This window comes from Streptomyces sp. NPDC015032, from assembly GCF_043080425.1.
Taxonomy (GTDB): Bacteria; Actinomycetota; Actinomycetes; order Streptomycetales; family Streptomycetaceae; genus Streptomyces.
In genome coordinates this window covers 1-17,464 of record NZ_JBIBVN010000068.1, presented here as the reverse complement: position 1 = coordinate 17,464, position 17,464 = coordinate 1, and the positions used below count along the sequence as shown (strand labels likewise).

Genomic DNA, 17,464 nt, shown 5'->3' with positions numbered 1-17,464 from the left:
GGCAGGGACCTGCACCGGGCGCACCATTGCTACTCATCCGCGCTGTGCAGCCCTCGATGCAAGGTCGCGCTGACCTATGCAAGACCCCAAGCAGCTTGGAACTGACGCATACAAGGTCAACCCGTACAGGACACGAGCGACCGAAGCTCCTCGCCACCGATCACGATCTCGAAATAGAAGGACCAAGGTATCGTCACTTCGCGACGATACAATCAGCCAAGACGACCGAAACTGACCGGACGAAGGCGGGGGGTGAGTGGGCCGATGGGATGGGTGACCATGATCGGCCCCTCCGACGAGCAGGTTGAGTACCGCCTTACCGGCGGCCACGGCTGCGGGAAGTCCGTATCGGTCGACGCCACCCCCCTCGTCGCCGCCATCGAAGCCAAGGCCGAAGCGGCTGGTGCCCCCCTCGCCTCCCTGCTCGCCAACCGCGAGGCCAAGCGCGCCTTCTTCCGCGCCCGCGGACTCATCCGCAGTAAGGGCACCGCGCGGTTCACCGGGTTCGACGCCGTCGAAGTCGCCACCGCAGCCGGACTCGACGCCCGCGACCTCTACGGCGAACAAGCCCTTCCCTCACGGCCGACCGACGGACAGGTGGACTACCACTTGGACGCCAGCGAACGACCCCTGGTCTGGATCGGCGGCGGGCTTACCGAGTTCGACATCACGCCCGGCAGCATCCTCGCCCCCGAGCAGTTTCAGGCGGCACGGCGCCTCATGCACGGGGAAGACCCCCGGACCGGGCAGACCCTCGTGGAACCCAAGCTGGCCATCGCGCCGGCCGCCAAGCTCCCCGCCGCCCCGCTGGCCCGTGCCATCCGCCGCGCTGCCGCCGAACGCAGCGTGAACCCCGTCTCCCTACTGGACTCCAAGCGCAAGCAGGACGCCTTCCGCCGGATGGAGAACCAGATCCAGCGGTTCGGGGAGTCGCACCGCGTCCCCGTCTCGACGGTGCTGAAGCTCACCGACGCCGTCGGTATCGACGCCGTCGACCTCTACGGCGAGGACGTGGTGGAGAAGGCCGTGGCCGCAGAGGCGGGCGGCCACCTGGACGCCCGTGCGCTCCTTCGCGCGGTCGAGGCCCGCGCCACCGAGACCGGACAGCAGCCCGCCGACCTGTTCGACGCCTCTTCCATGAGGCGCCGGTACGCCCAGACCGAGGGCGAAGGTGCACGTCGTCTTCGGGACCTGCCGATGGACGTGCGTGAAGCTGTCGCGATGGCCAAGGCGGCGGGGCTCTCGCCCGAGGACGTGTGGGACGCGGAGGAGATCAAGGCGGCTCTCCTCGAAGGCCGCGTGCAGGTCGGCAACTTCGGTGCCGACACCACCTTGGATCTCGCCAAGTCGTATTCGGCCCTCCTCGCTTACGCGCCCAAGGAGTTCGCCGCCAAGGCGGAGGGCATCTACACCTCCGCCGGCCGCGAGTCCATCAACGCCCTGGAACGCTGGACCGCGTACGCCATGCGCGGTCATCACGGCGACGGCGACGAGGCCGAGACGGTGGCAACAAGCGGGTTCTCCGGCTGGATGATGGTGCACCGAGCCGCCCGTCCCGTGGACGGTGCCCCGTACGGTGACCCCCACTTCCACCTGCATTTCACTCTGGCCAACATGGTCAAGGGCACCGACGGCAAGTGGTCCACGATGGCCAGCGGGGGCCGCGACCTTCACCGGCACGCCCGCCCGACCCAGGCCCTCATGAACGCTCGTATCCGCAGGGACCTGACCGACACGTTCGGCATCAGCTTCCGCCGTGACGAGAGGACCGGCGCGTGGGAGATCGCGGCGATTCCCGAGGCCACGATCCGCCTGTTCAGCAAAAGGGACAGCCAGGTCCGGGACCTGCTGACGAAGCTGGGCATCGACTACGACAACGCGACGACCCGCGAGCGCACCGCCGCCTCCACCGCGTCCAAGGCCACGAAGAACGGTGAGGCCGCCGGGGTCGAGGACGATGTTCTGCGCGCCTACTGGCAGGCCGAAGGTCGTGCTGCCGGGGACGACCCCGACGCCATCGCGGCCAGCGCGATGGATCAGAACCGAGCGGACCAGAACCCCTCTCTGGACGAACTGTGTGCCCGGGTCTTTGACCCGAAGACCGGCCTGACCAGCCACTCCAAGGAGTTCACCCACGCCGCCGCCATCGCCGCCGTGCTGGACGCCCTCCCGTACGGAGTCGCAAGCGCCGAGGAAGCCGAACACCTCACCACCTCCGTCCTCCGTCACGCCGGATACGCGGTCCAGCTCAACCCGCGTGGCGCCCAGCACTTCACGCACGCCGACCGGTACACCACGGCGGATGTCGTGGCGGCGGAAGCTCTGATCGTTTCCGAGGCAACGAACCGGCTCGGCACGCAGGCCGCCGTTGTCAGCCGCGACACGGTCGACATGACCTTGTCCACCGTCGAGGCCCAGCACGGTGGCACCTTCGCGTTCTCCGACGAACAGCGTGCCGTCCTCGAACGGCTGCTTACGGCCGGGCACGGAATCGACGCCGTGGTGGGCATCGCGGGATCGGGCAAGACCACAATTATGGACACCGCCCGGCAGGCGTGGGAGGCCCACGGTCTCGTCATTGCCGGCGCGAGTACAGCCGCCGTCGCCGCCGCCAACCTGAAGGCCGAGGCGGGCATCGAGTCCCGCACCCTCGCGTCCTGGCTCACCGGCATCCGCAACGGAGGTCCCGGCCTCACCGGTGTGGACGTGTTGGTCGTGGACGAAGCCGCCATGTGCGATGACCGCGACATCGCCGAACTCCTCACCCACGCCGCGAAAACTGGCACGAAGGTCGTCGGCATCGGCGACCCCAAGCAGCTCCACTCACCCGGTATCGGCGGCAGCTTCGCCGTCGTGCACCACATCGTCGGCGGACTCAGCCTCAACGAGAACTTCCGGCAGAAGGACATGGTCGAGCGCCGTGCCCTGGAACTGTGGCGCGATGACAACCGCGTGGCAGCCCTCCGTACCTTCGCCGGGACAGGCCGCGTGCACGCCCTCGCGGACAAGGACGCCACCCTCGCCGCGATGCTCACCATCTGGGCCGACAAGCGCGCCGCGCACACCGACGACCACACCGCCGTACAGCAGCTCCTCATGCTCGCCGCGACCAACGAGATCGTGGAGGAACTGAACGTCGGGGCCCGCGCCCTGCGGAAGGAGAGTGGCGACCTCACCGGTCCCGAGCACGCCTACGCGCTGCCCGGCGGCAGCGAGCTGACCCTGTCCGTCGGTGACCAGGTCCTTCTTCGGATCAACGACTACCGGGGCAAGAAGAGCCGAGGCGCGAACGAAGACGTCCTGAACGGCTACCGAGGAATCGTGCGCGCCGTGGACGAGGAACGGCGGGTGTTGGTCGAGTGGCGCGAGAAGACTGCCGACGGCCACCGTGACGTTGCCGAATGGGTCGACGCCGACTACATCGCGCAGGGCGGACTCAGCCTCGGATACGCGATCACCGGCCACAAGTCCCAGGGCCTGAGCGTTCAAGAGGCCCTGGTCTACGGACCCGGCGCGCAGGCGAATGCCCTGTACACGATGATGTCGCGCGACAAGAAGGAATCTCACCTCTTCCTGCCGCTCTCCGTCTACGAGACCGACGCCGACCGCGCCCGCCACGGCGACGCACGCACCAAACAGGAACAGCTTGACCGTGCCGTCGCGGGCCTCACCCGCGAGATCGAGACCGGCACCGAGGAACGCATGATCCTCACCGAACTCCCGAAGAACGCGGTCCCCGCCCACGTCCGCCAGGCCGTAGAGGATCTGCCGATCCCGCGCCGCCCCGGTGCGGGAGAACCGCACGACGCGGACGCCCCCGGAGAGAACGCGGAGCCCGAGGTCCGATCTATCCCGGCCACGGCAGGGTGGCACGAGGAGCTGACCACTCCTCCTGAAGCCGCGCCGACGGCTGACCGTCCGTACGCCCACCTCAGTAATTCAGCCCTGCGCGACGCTGCGCGAAAGGCGGCGACGGCAGCGCGCGCCACCAGCACGGCGGCCGAGAAGGCGGAGGCCGCCGCCGATCGTACCGAACGGGAGGCTGCTGCCGGGTCAGGCCCCAACTCGCTCGCGCTCCAACGCCGTCATCAGGACGTTGCCGAACGGGCCGTGGCCATCCGCGAAGTCCGAGCGCTGGACGGCACGATCGCTGAACGCACCACCCGACTGAACGGCACGCAGGCCCGTATCGAAGGTCTCGAACAGCAGCTGGCCGCGACGGGCCGTTTCGGGCGCTCGGCGCTCCGCGGTGACGAGCGTGCTGCGGTTGAGGCGGACCGGGAGGCACTACTTCGTACCCGTGAGGAGACCGGACAGGAGCTGGAGCAGATGAATACGCGGCTCCAGGAAGTTGCCGGGCAGGCCGGACCGGTCAGTGAACACGAAGCTGTGCTTACGGAAGCGGACATGCCGCAGCAGGAGAAGGCCGCGCTGCTTCGGCGGGCCAAGGCCAAGGACAACGAGGCAGCCAAGCAGCTTCGGGCCGAGGCCATCAAGGCTCGCAGCACTGCTCGCGGCGCTGACCACCGAGTGTCCGGCCTCCAGAAGGAGGCGAGTCTGCGAACCCAGCGCGGGCGTCAGCACGTCGACGCCGATGAATCCGTAGCGCCGTCATCTCCGAAACCCGAGTCCTCGTACGCCAACCGAACCGCGATGGACTACACACAGCCCGGCCCACCGCCGGACACCGCTCAGGACGCACCGCCCGTGTAGAAGGTGCCTGAGACTGCCTAGGTCGACGGAGCGAAGACCGCGTTGTCCGGCATCTGGTCGCGGAACGCGCCCGGGATGGTGCCCATGAGCCAGAGCCGGCGCGTCAGGTGCACCGTGCCTGTCGGATCGTCCAGCAGGACGTAGCGGGACTCCTCGTCCCCTACGTAGCCGATCTCGGGCGGGAACCCTTGCCCCTCGGTCCACGACAGGTAATGGACGCCGTCGATCCGAAGGGCACGACGGCCGTCCGGGTCTTGGTCGCCGAACATCGCGTACCCCAGGCACATCAGCCAGAAGTCACACGAGCTGCACACCCGATACGCAGCCATCCACGCGCCGACACCTCGGATCTCCCGGTCTGTCCCCTTGTTCGGGCACAACTTGCACTGGAACACCGCGCTCTGCGCGGTCACGGGGGCTCGCCTCATGCGCCGGACCTACGCCGGATGTGCTTGCACCGAACACCGCGCTCGACATCCTGAAGCGAGGGTCTGCGACGTGCCCCGCAGTCGATGCACTCGCTGTCCCAAGGCATCGAGCGTGCGCCGGGGTACGGCACCTTCGGCCTGTAGCGCGCTTCACGCATCAGCTCCTCGGCGTCCTCTTCATCGGGTTCACCGACGGGTGGCACGGGGGCACGCGGGGGGCCGGAAGCAGGCTGTGGAATCGAGTAGACCGGGGAGTGGCCCCCGAACACCAACCCGAGGCTTACCCATCGTCTCGGCTGTGAAGGGGTGGTCATGACACGTCTTCTCTCGTGTTGTCCTGGTCGGATGGATAGGGGCGTTAGCGTCGTCGGGGCGCGGTTCTCCGGTCGGCTCATTGATCAAGGACGGCCTCCCTGGCTGCACGGCACCAGATGGACTGTTGGCGGACGGTGAAGCCCATCCGGTTCCAGTGGAAGAGGACGTGGCGGGCGAGGATGCCGCGCTTACCGAGACTGAGCGCTCCGCTATCCGCGGCTTCTTCCAGGGCTCGGCCGCTGCGCTCCAGCCCTTCGGCCCAGTCGCGTACGTGGGCGAGGGGGCCGGAGTCGAGCGGGTGGACATCGGTCAGCAGGAGACGTCGCATGGGTTCGACCATGGTGCTGACCTGCTCTGGGGTCACGTTGTCCGTGAGCGGGCGGCGCTCCTCGACTTTCCCCCATACGTCACCCTGTTCGCCGTACTCCAGCCGCGCAGCGCGCATCAACTGGGACATGGCCAGGAGGGACGTTGTCTTGGCGTCGGGCCTTCCGGGAAGTTCCTGGGCTGCGGCGCGGAAGTAGTCGAGCACGCCGACGCTGTCGGTATGGAACAGCTCGTGCGCGAGCGTCATCCCGGCCGGCCCGCCGAAGGCTACGGTCTCCGGTTCGTACCGGGCGGGTCTCCAGTCCACAGCCACCCCCCAGGAGACGGAACTGTCGAGTGCTTCGGTGACGTGCGTGACGGCCTTCTCGGGGTCGATGCCCGGGGCGGGGAAGTAACGCAGGCGCCAGTGCGGGTGCTTGCGCACGAACCACCAGGTGCCGACCGGCCCGGCGCGCAGGGCGGGCGAGAGGTAGGCGCGGAAGGCGCGTTCCGCGGTCGGGTAGTCAGCGAAGCGGATGTTGACCTGGTGCCAGCCGGAGGGTTGGGCGTCCAGTGCGGCCCGGCCCGCAGCCCGGTATCTCTCGATCGCCTCGGCGAGGCGGTCAGGCGCGATGTTGGCGGCGCGGGCGGCTTCTTCGACGGCCGCGCCGCCGAGGACAGCCAGGACGGCGTCCTCGGTGCGGTCGGCGTCGTACGGCACGGGCTTTCCCCTCACGTCAGCAGGAGGCAGATGTCCCACTGCCCTTGGGGCTCGGTGCCCGATTCTGCGTCCTGGAAGGCGAGGGCGGCACCGGCCTTCCCGGTGAGGAACCCCGTCTCGTCCGGGGCATCCACGGTCAGGACCCTGTTGGTGATGAGGTTGACCCGGTCGCGGAAGATGGCCGGCGCTTCGGCGTCCTGGGCAACTCGCTGCACAGTGCGGAGAAGACCGCCGAACCCGTGGCACAGGCCGCGGTCGGCAACCTTGTCGAGCTGACCCGGGTCGCTCAGGCAGTGCAGAAGAGCCCGCTCGGCCATCCGCTTCCGGTCGCCGTCTTCGAGAACGATGCCGGCGAGCTGCTGGGCACGGGCCAGGCCCGGGGTGCCGTAGCACCACGAGGGGGCGGCTGGTAGCGCGGGCGCGGGTCCGCGATGGCTGATCCATCGCGGCCAGCGGGTTCCGCGGTAGTCGCTCTGCCGTATCTGGTCGAGCCACCGGCAGATGCGCAGCATGGCTTCCCGGTGGCCGTCCACGCTGACGCCCGCGCGAAGGGCGAGGGCGAGAAGGGTGAGGGGGCCGGTGATGCCGTGCGCCAGCCCCGCGTTCGCGTGTCCGCCGGGGGTGGCTGTCGTGTCACTGGCCGGGGCGTGGCCGACCCACCAGCCGGGCAGGGCCTCGCCCGCCGTGGTGATGGGCTCGGTGAGGCGCACCAGGTACTCCAGGACGCCCTTCAACTCCGCACCGTGGGGTTGGCGGCGCAGCAGCAGCGAGCCGATCCCGGTCAGGCCACGGAACAGGTCGTACTCGGCGAAGGCGGGGTGGCGGCCGGCGTCGATGCGGGCGTGCGCGGCGGTGAGGCGCTGCCGGGTGTGCGCGGCCACGACACCGTCGAGCGTGTGAAGCGCGCCCGCGTAGCGATCGGTGCCGTCGGCGGCCAGGTGGAGGACGAGGGTCATCGCGGGGGCGCCGAGGAAGAGGTTGGCGTCTCTGCTATCGATCAGCGGCCCGATCTCCGAGAGGGCACGGTGCACCTCGCCCCAGTCTCCGGTGCCGCGGCGGGCCCGTTCGACATGCAGCAGAGCGGAGCCTAGGGGGCCGTGGGAGAGCGACTGTCGTGAGGACAGGGTGGTGTCGGGGGACGGTGGGGCGGTGATCACCGCACGGCTCCTTGGGGTCGGACGGTCCAGGACAGAGCTGCGGCGCGGGCCATGCGCCGGCAGAGGGCTTCGGCGTCGGGGTCGATGCCCGCGACGCGGTTGTGGTGCATGTGCAGCAGGGAGGGCAGGATGCCGGACGGATCGAGTCCGGCGGTGTCGAGCGCGTGGCGGTAGTGGACGAGGGCTTCTCGCCGGTGCTGCCAGGCATCCAGGACGGCGTCGCCCCCGGCGAAGTCGGCCAGGGCTGGGCCTGCGTCGTCGCTGTCGGTAAGCCGGAGCACGAGGGCCTGCGTGGGGCGGGGGGCTGAAGCGCCGTCGCCGCGAAGAAGGTGCTGGGTCAGCCAGGTGCGCCCGTCGGCGGGGGAGCCGAGGAAGCCGGTGGCGATGTCCACGTACGACGCGGCAGTAACCCCCGGACAGAGGTCCGCAGGAAGAGCGAGCCGCATCTGTGCCAGGGCTGCAGCGGTGTCGGCGGAGAAGTATCGCTCTGCGGCGGCCAGCACCGCGCCGGTACCGTATCGGCCGGTCTCCGGCTCGTCGGTGTCCCACTGCACGCGTTGGATCAGGCCCTCCTCGCGTAGTTCGTCCGCCCATTCAGCGACCGTGCCCGCCACGGCGCCGAATGCGCCCGGGGATAGCAGGCGCAGCCGGACCCGCAGGTGCGCCTCGGGGTCCGCGTACCGGATGAACCACGCCTCCGACGCCGTCGCCAGTTCGTCCAGCAGGCGGGGCAGATGGCTGGTGAGGATTTCGGTGGCGCGGGCCTCGCCGCCGTAGATCTTCAGGTACGTCCAGTCCGAGGCGCCCGGCAGGCGGCCGGTGGTGCGCCGGGCCACCGCCCGGCGGGCTGGGGCCGGTACGGGTTGCTGGTCTGCGGCGAAGGACATAGTCACCTCGTGCGCGCGCCCGATCCAGCCGTAGGCACTCTCTTCCGACGCCTCGTGCAGGGCGAGGACGAAGTGATGGTCCAGCTCGGCCCGAAGCAGGTCGAGGTGACCAGGCAGGTCGAGGTCGAGGCGGAGCTGCTGGTCGGCGGAGCCGACGTACACGGTGCGCGGGACGCCGTACCGGATGCGCCAGTTGGTGAAGTCCTCCACCCAGCGTTCGGGGTCTGAGAGATCACGGGCTCGCAGTCTCCAGCACGCCGCCGACAGGACGGTGCGGCCGTAGCGGACTTCCGGCAGGAATGGCAGGCGGCCGGCGGCGCCCCAGGCGAAGGGGGTAAGGATGGCTGCATGGGAGCGGTGCACCTCGGTCAGGAACCGCACCAGGGGATGCGTCGCCGTGCTCAGTTCGACGGCGCTCATCACGGACGGTTCGAGGCAACGGCCGGAGGAGAGGGACACGAGGTAGAGGCGCCCCGCATCGGCGACGACGCCCAGGTCCTCCAGGTCAAGGGTGGCGTCGGGGTTGTGCTCACCGACGGCCAGCGTCGCGGGAGCGACGACGGGGGCCCGCCCGACGTTGTAGGTCTTGCGGCGCAACGGGGGCGCGGAGATTTGAGCGCGCGCCGCGCCTTCGGTCAAAGTGGGCAGGGCGGCGTACTCGGCCGCCATCCGAGCCTGGTCAGCGGGTTCCAGCATCGGCAGGAAGCGGCCGGCGAGAGTGCCGGCGGCGAGGGACAGACCGACGGTGGACAGGGTGAATCGGCCCTCCGTCAGCGCGCGGGTGGACTGCGCGAACACGCTGAAGCACAACTCGACGTGAGCTGGGACCGCCGTTGGCTCCCCGAGGGACAGGGCCTCGATGTCCTCCTCGGTGAGGACGATCTCTCGCCGGTCGGTGAGGGCCGCGTCCTGCGCGAGGGCGAGAAGGTGTTCGTCGCGGGGCGTCGTGGCGAGGATCGGCCGGGGCAGCACGGTGCCGCGGTAGCCGACGGGGAAGCCGAGACCGGTGTCCGGGTCGGTGAGTTCGAGGACGGGGACGACAGTGCCCATGCTGTAGCGCTCCAGGAACCGCGTCCGGTAGTCCTTCCAGGCGGCGGACCCGTGCGGGTAGGGCGTGATCCTGGCCATCAGGCTCAGGGCGCGTTCGGCCTCACGGACAACCGCGTGGGGCAGGATGATGTCGCCGTCCGGGCGGACGTTGACCACGAGGGTGTGCTCGGCGACCCCGGACAGAGCGGTCATTGCCTCGGTGGCCTTCGCCCGCAGGTCCGGTTGCTCCGCGGGGAGCGCGCGGTCGTGACGGTCCAGGAAGCCGTGGATGGTGCGAAGCCGGGCCGCCTTCGGTCCGTCGGCGCCGGTCTCATCGAGTCGGGCAACGAGGTGGCCCAGGGCATCCGGGCAGGTCATCGGCGACTGGAGTTCGGTCAGCAGGACTCGGTGCGCGACGAGGTTGCGCACCATCTCGTCGATGGCGGCCTTCGGGGCCTCGGGGTACTCGATGCCGAGCTTCGCCACCAGGACGTGGGCCGAAATCGGAGAGCGGGCCAGCTTCAGCGCGTCCTCGGCGGGCCGGGTGCGCCGGAGGGTGGTGTCAGTGGGGCCGTCCTTGCTGGGCTGGTTCAAGACGAAGATGCGGGAGCCGCGCACGACGTGGGCGGGGTCGGCGACGACCGTCAAATACCGCAGGACGGCGAGGTCGCGCTCCAGGGCGGTGGTGATGTCGTGCAGCCATGAGGCGTCGGCGTGCGCGAAGGCTCGGTTTATGGGGCCCCAGTGGACGTGCGTCTCCTGCCCGGTGTGTGCGACCGTCGGGCCGGCGAACAGCCCGAACGGCGTCGCCCGGTATCGCATCCTCAGCAGGTAGCGGGCCAGGGCTCGACCGGTCCGGCGGATACGGGAAGGCTTGGCGGTCCCCTCCACCACCTCCAGGACAGCGGAGGCGAGCAGCGGGGAGGCGTGGCCGATCGCCTCGGCTCGGGGGTCGTCCGCCCAGGCTTGTTCCACCCACGCGCGGACCTGCTCGACGCCGGTGTTCTCCCCTGGCCATACGAGAGTGGGGGAGGCGAGCGGGAAGACCGACGCTCTGATCATGCTTGCGTCAACGTGACGGTACATCCGTACTCCTTCAGATCGCGGCGCCCCGGGGGCGGGCGGCCGACCGCCCGCCCCCGGGTCCCGTCAACTACGGGTGGTGGTGCCGCAGGTCAGCCGCCGATGCAGGTGCTGTTCGAGCAGGCCGATGCGCAGGTGGACGTGCAGTTGTCGCTGGTGTCGTTCAGCAGCGCCCCGAGGGCGGGGGCCGAGGAGACCGTCTCGATGTTCAGGTCGAAGTCCCCGCCGTCGGAACGGAAGTCCGTTGCCGCCTTCAGCACGGTGCCGGACTTGGAGCTGATCTGCTGTGCCATCTCGCTCTCCTCCAGGGAGGTTGTAGGGATGTGCTGTGCAACCTGGCCGGTGACCGATGTGGCTACGGCCAGGTGATCGTGACCCGCGAGTGCCGTCGCTCGATGCGCCGGCCGCCAGCGGGAAGACGGTCGTCCGGCGTGCCCGCCGGGTAGACCTCGATGTGCGCCCGATCACCACGGTGGTCGCGGTCCCAGGTGCGGATCTCCTCGACCAGGCGCTCGGCGAGCTGCTGCCCTCGCGGGCCGTGTCCGATGGTGCCCAGCTCGTAGCGGTCCTCCTGGTCGGTGGCCCGTACGGTGCGGTAGGCGAAGCTGTCGCCGTCCACGAGCGTGGGGATGCCGAGCGGCGAGGCCGAGGCCACCAGCCCGCGCGAGCGCGCACCGGGCTTCGCAGCCAGCAACGGGAGGTTGTCCAGCGCGGTGGTCAGCCACATGTCGAGGTGTTCGTTGGACTCGCTGCCTCCGAGCGTCGCGCCGGACCACTGCTCGTTCCGCGCCATCGCCAGGGCCTTGGTGAGGGCGGCGGTGTCCGGCTCGGGGTGCCCATCGACGCGCAGGCCGACCTCCGCGCCTTCCTCGGCGTGCAGGACCGCGAGGCGCACCCGGTTCTCTCCGACGCCCTGCATGGGCACGAAGCCACACAGCTCGAACCCGTCGCTGACGAGCCGTTCACCGTCGCGGACAAAGGCCACCGTGCGCGTCAGGCCGCGCATCCGGAGCGGAACGACGAGGCGTCCGCCGTCCTTGAGCTGGGCGATCCAGGCCGGCGGGATATCGGCGGCCTGGACGGTGACGATGATCCGGTCGAACGGCGCGTGGTCGGGGGCGCCGTGCTCCGCGTCGGCAGTGAGCACGGTGACGTTGCGGTAGCCGGTCTCCTTCAGGAAGGCCGTGGCACGGCTGGTCACCTCCGGGTCGATGTCCACGGTGACCACGCGGCCGTCCTCGCCGACGACTTCGGCGAGAAGTGCGGCGTTCGGGCCCCCGGACCCGATCTCCAGCACGGACATCCCGGGCGCGATGTCGCCCTGCTCCATCTGCATGGCCTGGACGCGGGGCGCGGAGACGGAGCTGATGTCCACCCCGTGCTCGTCGGTCTTGGTGATCGTCGCGACCTCGGCGTTGTACGTCGAGGCCATCTCCGCCTCGGGCGTGGCCAGGTGCCGACGGACAGTGCGGAACGCGGCCACGACACGGGGGCTGCGGGCCGCTCCGATCTCGATGAGCTTTTCCGCCAAGGCGTCGCGCAACTGCTGTTCCGTCAGGGCCTCTTGGACATCGGTGTTGGTCGTCATGTCGGGGACGTTATCCACGCGGGTTCTCCTCCTCGGCGAGTTTGCGCCGAGCTGGTTGAGCGGATTTGCGGACCGGCGCGGGGCACCGCGCCGGGGTGGTTAACCGCCCGACGGACCGGCCCGTCACATCCGGTCCGCCGGGCGGCCGTCTAGGCGGCGGGCACGAGATCATCCAGGTTGACGACCTTGTAGTCCCGCAGTTCCCGTACGAGCTGAGAGGCGAGGAACATGCCGATCTGGGGGTGGCTGCAGGGGATGGGAGAGTCAATGTCCGAAAGGGCCTGGAGCCCGCCTGCGCTCCACTGGTACGCGTGGCCGATCACGCCATACAGCGGGAAACGGGTTGCCAGAAGCGCGGCGTAGCCCTTGGTCCTGAGCGGTGGACACCGGCCTGCCGCCATCCGGGCGTGCTCCAGGCAGACCGGCGGCTGCGCGGTCCTCACCGGACCTTCGTAGTCCTGTTCATCCGCCGTCTCCAGGAGGAGGATGCCGTCGGTGCGCTTCAACTGGACGGTGCACACCTGGCACCGCAGCAGCGCCATCGTCACGCGCTGACGGTGCGGGTGAACCATTCGCCAACGCGGTGTCCCGCAGGGCTGCCCAAAGGTGTCGAGCGACATGGAGTAGCGGGCCCAGAGCACGTCCTTGAGGTCCCGGTCCGGCGGCAGCTCATCCACGTATCGGAGACGTGGCCGGCCGTCCGGCCCTCGGCCCAGGCGCAGGTTGAGGAATGAGTCGGCCTCTTCACCCTCCCGGGCGGTGATGTAGGGCACGACGACCTCGGGAGTGGTGGTCACGCGGTGCTCCCGGCGGCGAGCGCGACCGGCCGGTGCGGAGCGATGATTTGGCCGTCCGGCAACAGCTCACCGGTGTCCTCAAAGAGCAGCACCCCGTTGCACAGCAGGCTCCAGCCCTGTCCAGGGTGGGCCGCAGTGGGGCGGGCGGCCTCTCGATCGGAAGCCTCGGCCGTGGGACACGGCGGGGTGTGCTTGCACATCGTACTCGTCGTCCTCTCAAGGCAGTGCGGGGAAGTCGAGCCCTCTTCGGCGACTACGAAGCCGTGGGGGAACACGGAGTGGAGGTTGCCGAAGAGGGTGTCTGGGGGCGTTCACGTATGAACGAGGTGACGGCGGACTCGCTGTAGCCGTAGAAGTGGCCGAAGACCGCGTCGTTCTCCCACCACTCGGGAGCGGCATCCCCCCACTCGACCATGTGGCAGGTGTCGCGGTACGGCGACCAGCGAACGCGCAGGTCCGGGAACCCGGGTTGATCCGCGAGGAGGCCGCGCGCTGCCGTCGCCAGAGTCAGCAGGTCGAAGGACATGTATCCGCCGTGGCGCGACCCACCGACCGGAACGGCGAGGAGGGGCGCCCGAAAGACACGGACTGCTACGGCGTCAGCCAGAAGAGCGGGCTCGGCGAGACGGCTGCGGAAGTACTCGTAGTCGTACGCTTCCACAGCCGGGCGAAGGGAGATGGTGGGAGGGCTCGACAGCGTTGTGGCGGTGGTCAGCATTCGACCAGCCCCCGCACGATACCGACTTCTTCCAGGCGCTCCGCGAGCTCCAAGGTGACCCGGCCCAGCCTCCGCAGGAACGTCAGGGCCTCGTGCTCGTCGCCGGGCAGTTCTTCGGAACGCAACGTGCGTGCTTGTTCGATCAGGTCGGCGATGTCCGGATGCTTCTTGTTGGCGTCGTCACGCAGACCCCGGTTCACGAGCTGCATGAGCGCCCCGCGAAAGCGCTGGGCGAGTTCTTCGGCTTCGTCGTACCCGGGACCAGCAGTCCCGGGCCGGCTGCTGCCGCTTGCACCGGCCGCGTGGTGGCTGACTTCCTCGTTCAGGACGCTGTCCAGGCCGTCATAGACCGCGTCCCAGTCCACAGGCTCCCAATTGCGCACAGCACTCAACAGGTCATGGAGACCCAGCCTGCCGAGCGGCGGCGACCAGGGGTTCGTCGGGACCGTCGGGTCCTTCACGCGGACCGGCATGGTCTCCGGGCTCGTCGTCTCGTCGCGTAATGCGGTGTTCGTCATCAGCACGCCACCAAACTCAGCTCGCACCACGTGGTGGCGCCGTTGTCGCTGACCCCCCATGCGCCCTGTCTACTTCGGGCGATCTCCTGCACGAGCACCAATCCGCGACCGTGCTCGTCGTCGTCCTCGGGGCACTGAGCAGTGGGGCGAGGTCCGGCCACGCCGTCATGGACACGAATGCGTAGGACGCCATCGCGCACGTCAAGGGTCAGCCGGATTTGCCTGCCACCGCTGTGCACGATGGCGTTAGTGATCAGCTCAGAGACAACGAGTGTCGCGTCGTCGGCGACGCAGGTCAGACCGCGGGAGGTGAGCCGTTCGCGGGTCACGAGCCTCATGGCGCGGACGCGGGACTCGTCTACGGGAGGGGGGCGCTCGCCCGGGGAGTGCTTGGTGATGGGGAAGCGCTCCTCCACCAGGCCGCCGGTACGAGCTGCGGTGGGGCGCTGCGACGCCGGGCCGATCACCGCTCCGTCCCGATCTGTGAGGCCCCGTCTTCCGGGGCAGCCCGGTCGCCGAGGGAAGCGAGCGGGCCTGTCCGGCGCTGCTGGCCCGGGACGTGCCGGAGCAGCCCGGCAAAAGCGGGCAACGGTGTGTTCGAGGCGTCCGCGAGGCGGCGGCGGCGCTCACGATCTGCGGGAGTTCTTGCGGTCATCGGTTGTCCCCTTCCGCGAACGGGAAGAGAGCACCGAGCCTGCCGTGCAAAGCAACCGCTTCATCGGCCGTCAGGACCAGCGGAATGGTCGCGGGCTCCGCGGCCCCCTCGTGCAGGTCGAGGGGGACCGCGAAACGACCGGCCTCCGTGTGCGCGACCTCGGCCTCACGAGCAAGGCGGAGGTGGCGCTTGGCGGGCGGTAAGGGCGCCGCGCCAGCTTCCGTCTGAGCGTGACTAGTCGTCATGACCCGTAAAGCTATGGCCACTTCAGAGACCCACCCCTGAGAAAAAATCAGGGCTGAGTAACGCTCAGGGTTGGCATATGCCTACGCGGCGAGCCCGATGTGCTTCGCTACCGCACGAAGGTCGTCGCGCCACATCGGCTTCTCGCGCTTCAGCAGGTCGGCCACCGCCTCCCTGACCAGGGGAGAGAACACGATCTCCTCCGGAGACTGCTTCAGCAGCTTGCCGAGAATGTGCACCGTCGCGTAGTCGTCTCGCTGGATGCGGTTGAGGTTCATTACCTCGATCAGGTACCGGGTCCGACGTTCGAGCGGGACCTCTTCGTTGACGAGGACGTGATCGGCGGCGCGAAGCGCTTCGCTGGTGTCGCCCTCCTCCGCCTTCAGGTGTACCTCGTGCATGGCGAAGTTGGTCGGACCGAAGCACGTGTGCCAGTGGTTGAGGTCCGCGCCGACCCGGTCCACGGCCTGCTGTGCTCCGTTGTACAGGTCCCACGCCCTCGGACCCTTTGTAGCGCGTACGGCGGCGACGGCACCTTGCAGGTGTAGTGCGCCGTACGCGGACCAGTGCTCCGGGTTGGATTCGTCGTGCGGCCGGCACTGGGCGATGGTCTGCTGGGCGAGCTCGTAGCTGTCTTCCACATCTCCCGCGGAAGTGAGAACGCAGGCTAGGTTCCAGGCCGCAGCGGCGAGGAGGGCCGGGTCACCGGCGTTGTCCGCGAGGGAGAGGCCGCGGTCGGCCGCAATGCGGGCGAGGGTCGGTTCACCGACGCGACGAAGCCAGATCTGGTGCAGGCCGTAGAGGCTGATGAGCTGCCGGAGGACGGTGCCCTCCTGCTCAGGCGAGGCGTCGCGCAGAGCGGCGTGTCCCTGCCGCAGCAGCGTGGGCAGCCGCTCGCCGACATCGCGGTACCGGTCATCAGCCTGCGTCTCGTAGACCTGCCAGGCGTCTGTGACCGACGCCTCGAAGTCGTCGGAGGTGACCGACCCGATCCGTTGCGGAAGGAGGGAGGCGGGCAGCGACAGGGCCTGCCGGATGAGCGGAACGTGCTCGTGCTCCGTGCCCGCCGTAACGATTCCGGACACGTAGCCGCCCGTCAGGTCCTCCAGACTGCATCGCAGCTGCTTACTCAGGGCGATCAGGATCGGAAGCCGGTCCAGGGGCATCCGGTCGTTCTCAATCTTGTAGACCCAGTTCTCTGACCTGCCGATTAGGTCTCCCAGCATCCTTTGGGACAAGCCCCGGCGCTCACGCCACCACTTGATCCGTTGGCCGATGCTGAACAACTCTCCGTCATACACCATGGGTTGACCGTTCGCCGTAGTGGACAGGGCACTCGTGTCAAGCGTAGGCCCAGGTGCTTCGGGGAGGGACGATACTGGGGGTCTCTCCCTCTGGGGAGGGCACTCAACGGTCCCCCTGTCGCCCTGCGGCCGGGGGACCGCGTACACGTAGGAAAGATCGGCGAGGAGGCCGCTTTGCCAGCCCCATACCGTGGCCTGATTCTCGACTTCGGTGGTGTGCTCACCACTCGGATGCGACTGAACGGGCAGGCGTTCGAGAGGACGGAGGGATTGACTCCAGGCGCGTATTTTGCGGCGCTGAATGAGCATCCCGACGGCGTCGCGATCTACGCAGCGCTGGAGGTCGGTGAGGCGACCCAGGAGGACTGGAACCGTGTCATCGGCGGCATCCTCGGTATCGACTCCACCGACCTCATGCGGCGCGCTCTGGCCAACCTCCACCCGGAGCCTCAGATCGTCGCTGCCGCGAAGCGCGCTCGCGCGGCAGGGATCAAGGTGGCCATGCTCAGCAACTCGTTCGGGATCGAGCCCTACAACCCGTACGAGGACAAGGGCATGTGGACGGACTTCTTCGATGCCGTGATCTTGTCGGAGCTGGAGGGCGTGCGGAAGCCGTCGCCGCTCATCTATCAGCGCGCGCTTGACGCCCTGGACCTGACCGGCCCTGAGTGCGTCTTCGTTGATGACCACGCGGAGAACCTGCCGCCCGCCGAGACCCTGGGCATCCGCACCGTGCACCACACGACTGATCCCACCGGCACAGCTGGCATCCTCGACTCGCTTCTCCTCGACCCCGCTCCCGCCTGAACGAACAGAGCGAAACAGCTCGCCGGGGACGTCACGCCGGCCAACGAACGGCAGCAGCGTTCGAGGAACCCGTAGGGCTCCTCGAACGCTGAAGGACAGGGGGCGTTTCCCCTTGATCGTGGACACCCTGATCATTGGATCGTGAAGATCCATAGGACGGGAGTTCCCGTTGGGGACATCGAAGTACTCGCCTGA

15 protein-coding genes are annotated in these 17,464 nt (G+C 68.9%); 2 read left to right on the top strand and 13 right to left on the bottom strand.

The genetic code is table 11. The features are described from left to right. The first annotated feature begins 264 nt into the window (after window positions 1-264). Window positions 265-4,713 (top strand): MobF family relaxase, encoded by a 4,449-nt coding sequence (mobF, locus tag ACF08M_RS39890; RefSeq protein ID WP_392190208.1) that lies wholly within the window; start codon window positions 265-267, stop codon window positions 4,711-4,713. Between the two features lie 17 nt (window positions 4,714-4,730). Here mobF and ACF08M_RS39885 read toward each other — a convergent pair whose 3' ends face one another. The 13 genes from ACF08M_RS39885 to ACF08M_RS39825 all read right to left on the bottom strand — a co-directional run bounded on the left by ACF08M_RS39885 (window position 4,731) and on the right by ACF08M_RS39825 (window position 16,462). Next, window positions 4,731-5,042, bottom strand: coding sequence for a hypothetical protein (locus ACF08M_RS39885; protein ID WP_392190207.1), 312 nt, complete (start codon window positions 5,040-5,042; stop codon window positions 4,731-4,733). 490 nt (window positions 5,043-5,532) lie between these two features. Next, complete coding sequence (locus ACF08M_RS39880) at window positions 5,533-6,483, bottom strand: thiopeptide-type bacteriocin biosynthesis protein (RefSeq protein ID WP_392190206.1); 951 nt, start codon at window positions 6,481-6,483, stop codon at window positions 5,533-5,535. Between the two features lie 11 nt (window positions 6,484-6,494). Continuing rightward, a complete protein-coding gene (locus tag ACF08M_RS39875) occupies window positions 6,495-7,640 on the bottom strand; it encodes a lanthionine synthetase C family protein (RefSeq protein ID WP_392190205.1) in 1,146 nt (381 codons plus the stop codon). Next, window positions 7,637-10,642 (bottom strand): lantibiotic dehydratase, encoded by a 3,006-nt coding sequence (locus tag ACF08M_RS39870; RefSeq protein ID WP_392190204.1) that lies wholly within the window; start codon window positions 10,640-10,642, stop codon window positions 7,637-7,639. Before ACF08M_RS39870 ends, ACF08M_RS39875 begins: the two co-directional genes overlap by 4 nt. A gap of 89 nt (window positions 10,643-10,731) precedes the next feature. After that, window positions 10,732-10,932 carry an FxLD family lanthipeptide gene (locus ACF08M_RS39865; RefSeq protein WP_392190203.1) on the bottom strand — a complete coding sequence of 67 codons (201 nt, stop codon included), beginning with the start codon at window positions 10,930-10,932 and terminating at the stop codon, window positions 10,732-10,734. A gap of 62 nt (window positions 10,933-10,994) precedes the next feature. Then, window positions 10,995-12,227: a methyltransferase, FxLD system gene (fxlM, locus tag ACF08M_RS39860; RefSeq protein WP_392190202.1), complete on the bottom strand. Its 1,233-nt coding sequence runs from the start codon at window positions 12,225-12,227 to the stop codon at window positions 10,995-10,997. A 149-nt stretch (window positions 12,228-12,376) separates the two neighbouring features. Then, window positions 12,377-13,024, bottom strand: coding sequence for a hypothetical protein (locus ACF08M_RS39855; RefSeq protein WP_392190201.1), 648 nt, complete (start codon window positions 13,022-13,024; stop codon window positions 12,377-12,379). Then, window positions 13,021-13,224 (bottom strand): DUF5999 family protein, encoded by a 204-nt coding sequence (locus ACF08M_RS39850; protein WP_350230358.1) that lies wholly within the window; start codon window positions 13,222-13,224, stop codon window positions 13,021-13,023. The genes ACF08M_RS39855 and ACF08M_RS39850 overlap by 4 nt, the downstream gene beginning before the upstream one ends. A gap of 53 nt (window positions 13,225-13,277) precedes the next feature. Continuing rightward, entirely contained in the window at window positions 13,278-13,742 is a 465-nt protein-coding gene (locus ACF08M_RS39845) for a DUF6302 family protein (RefSeq protein ID WP_392190200.1), read from the bottom strand. Next, the gene (locus tag ACF08M_RS39840; protein WP_392190210.1) at window positions 13,736-14,260 is read right to left on the bottom strand and encodes a DUF6415 family natural product biosynthesis protein; all 525 of its coding nucleotides are present in this window, start codon (window positions 14,258-14,260) and stop codon (window positions 13,736-13,738) included. The genes ACF08M_RS39845 and ACF08M_RS39840 overlap by 7 nt, the downstream gene beginning before the upstream one ends. Next, on the bottom strand, window positions 14,260-14,676 hold the full coding sequence (locus tag ACF08M_RS39835) for an ATP-binding protein (protein WP_392190209.1): 417 nt from the start codon (window positions 14,674-14,676) through the stop codon (window positions 14,260-14,262). Before ACF08M_RS39835 ends, ACF08M_RS39840 begins: the two co-directional genes overlap by 1 nt. A 47-nt stretch (window positions 14,677-14,723) precedes the next feature. After that, window positions 14,724-14,915, bottom strand: a complete 192-nt coding sequence (locus ACF08M_RS39830) for a hypothetical protein (RefSeq protein WP_392190199.1) — start codon at window positions 14,913-14,915, stop codon at window positions 14,724-14,726. Between the two features lie 326 nt (window positions 14,916-15,241). Continuing rightward, on the bottom strand, window positions 15,242-16,462 hold the full coding sequence (locus ACF08M_RS39825; protein WP_392190198.1) for a helix-turn-helix domain-containing protein: 1,221 nt from the start codon (window positions 16,460-16,462) through the stop codon (window positions 15,242-15,244). Between the two features lie 174 nt (window positions 16,463-16,636). On the opposite strand from ACF08M_RS39825, the gene ACF08M_RS39820 reads away from it, so the two are divergent. Continuing rightward, window positions 16,637-17,269: an HAD-IA family hydrolase gene (locus ACF08M_RS39820; protein WP_392190197.1), complete on the top strand. Its 633-nt coding sequence runs from the start codon at window positions 16,637-16,639 to the stop codon at window positions 17,267-17,269. Window positions 17,270-17,464: the final 195 nt, after the last annotated feature.

What these genes read in the sequence shown, in the direction of transcription:
- ACF08M_RS39870 (WP_392190204.1), bottom strand. Translation starts at nt 10,642, where the DNA reads ATGTACCGTCACGTTGACGCAAGCATGATCAGAGCGTCGGTCTTCCCG.
- ACF08M_RS39830 (WP_392190199.1), bottom strand. Translation starts at nt 14,915, where the DNA reads ATGACCGCAAGAACTCCCGCAGATCGTGAGCGCCGCCGCCGCCTCGCG.
- ACF08M_RS39865 (WP_392190203.1), bottom strand. Translation starts at nt 10,932, where the DNA reads ATGGCACAGCAGATCAGCTCCAAGTCCGGCACCGTGCTGAAGGCGGCA.
- ACF08M_RS39845 (WP_392190200.1), bottom strand. Translation starts at nt 13,742, where the DNA reads ATGCTGACCACCGCCACAACGCTGTCGAGCCCTCCCACCATCTCCCTT.
- ACF08M_RS39840 (WP_392190210.1), bottom strand. Translation starts at nt 14,260, where the DNA reads ATGACGAACACCGCATTACGCGACGAGACGACGAGCCCGGAGACCATG.
- fxlM (WP_392190202.1), bottom strand. Translation starts at nt 12,227, where the DNA reads ATGACGACCAACACCGATGTCCAAGAGGCCCTGACGGAACAGCAGTTG.
- ACF08M_RS39850 (WP_350230358.1), bottom strand. Translation starts at nt 13,224, where the DNA reads ATGTGCAAGCACACCCCGCCGTGTCCCACGGCCGAGGCTTCCGATCGA.
- ACF08M_RS39825 (WP_392190198.1), bottom strand. Translation starts at nt 16,462, where the DNA reads ATGGTGTATGACGGAGAGTTGTTCAGCATCGGCCAACGGATCAAGTGG.
- mobF (WP_392190208.1), top strand. Translation starts at nt 265, where the DNA reads ATGGGATGGGTGACCATGATCGGCCCCTCCGACGAGCAGGTTGAGTAC.
- ACF08M_RS39885 (WP_392190207.1), bottom strand. Translation starts at nt 5,042, where the DNA reads ATGGCTGCGTATCGGGTGTGCAGCTCGTGTGACTTCTGGCTGATGTGC.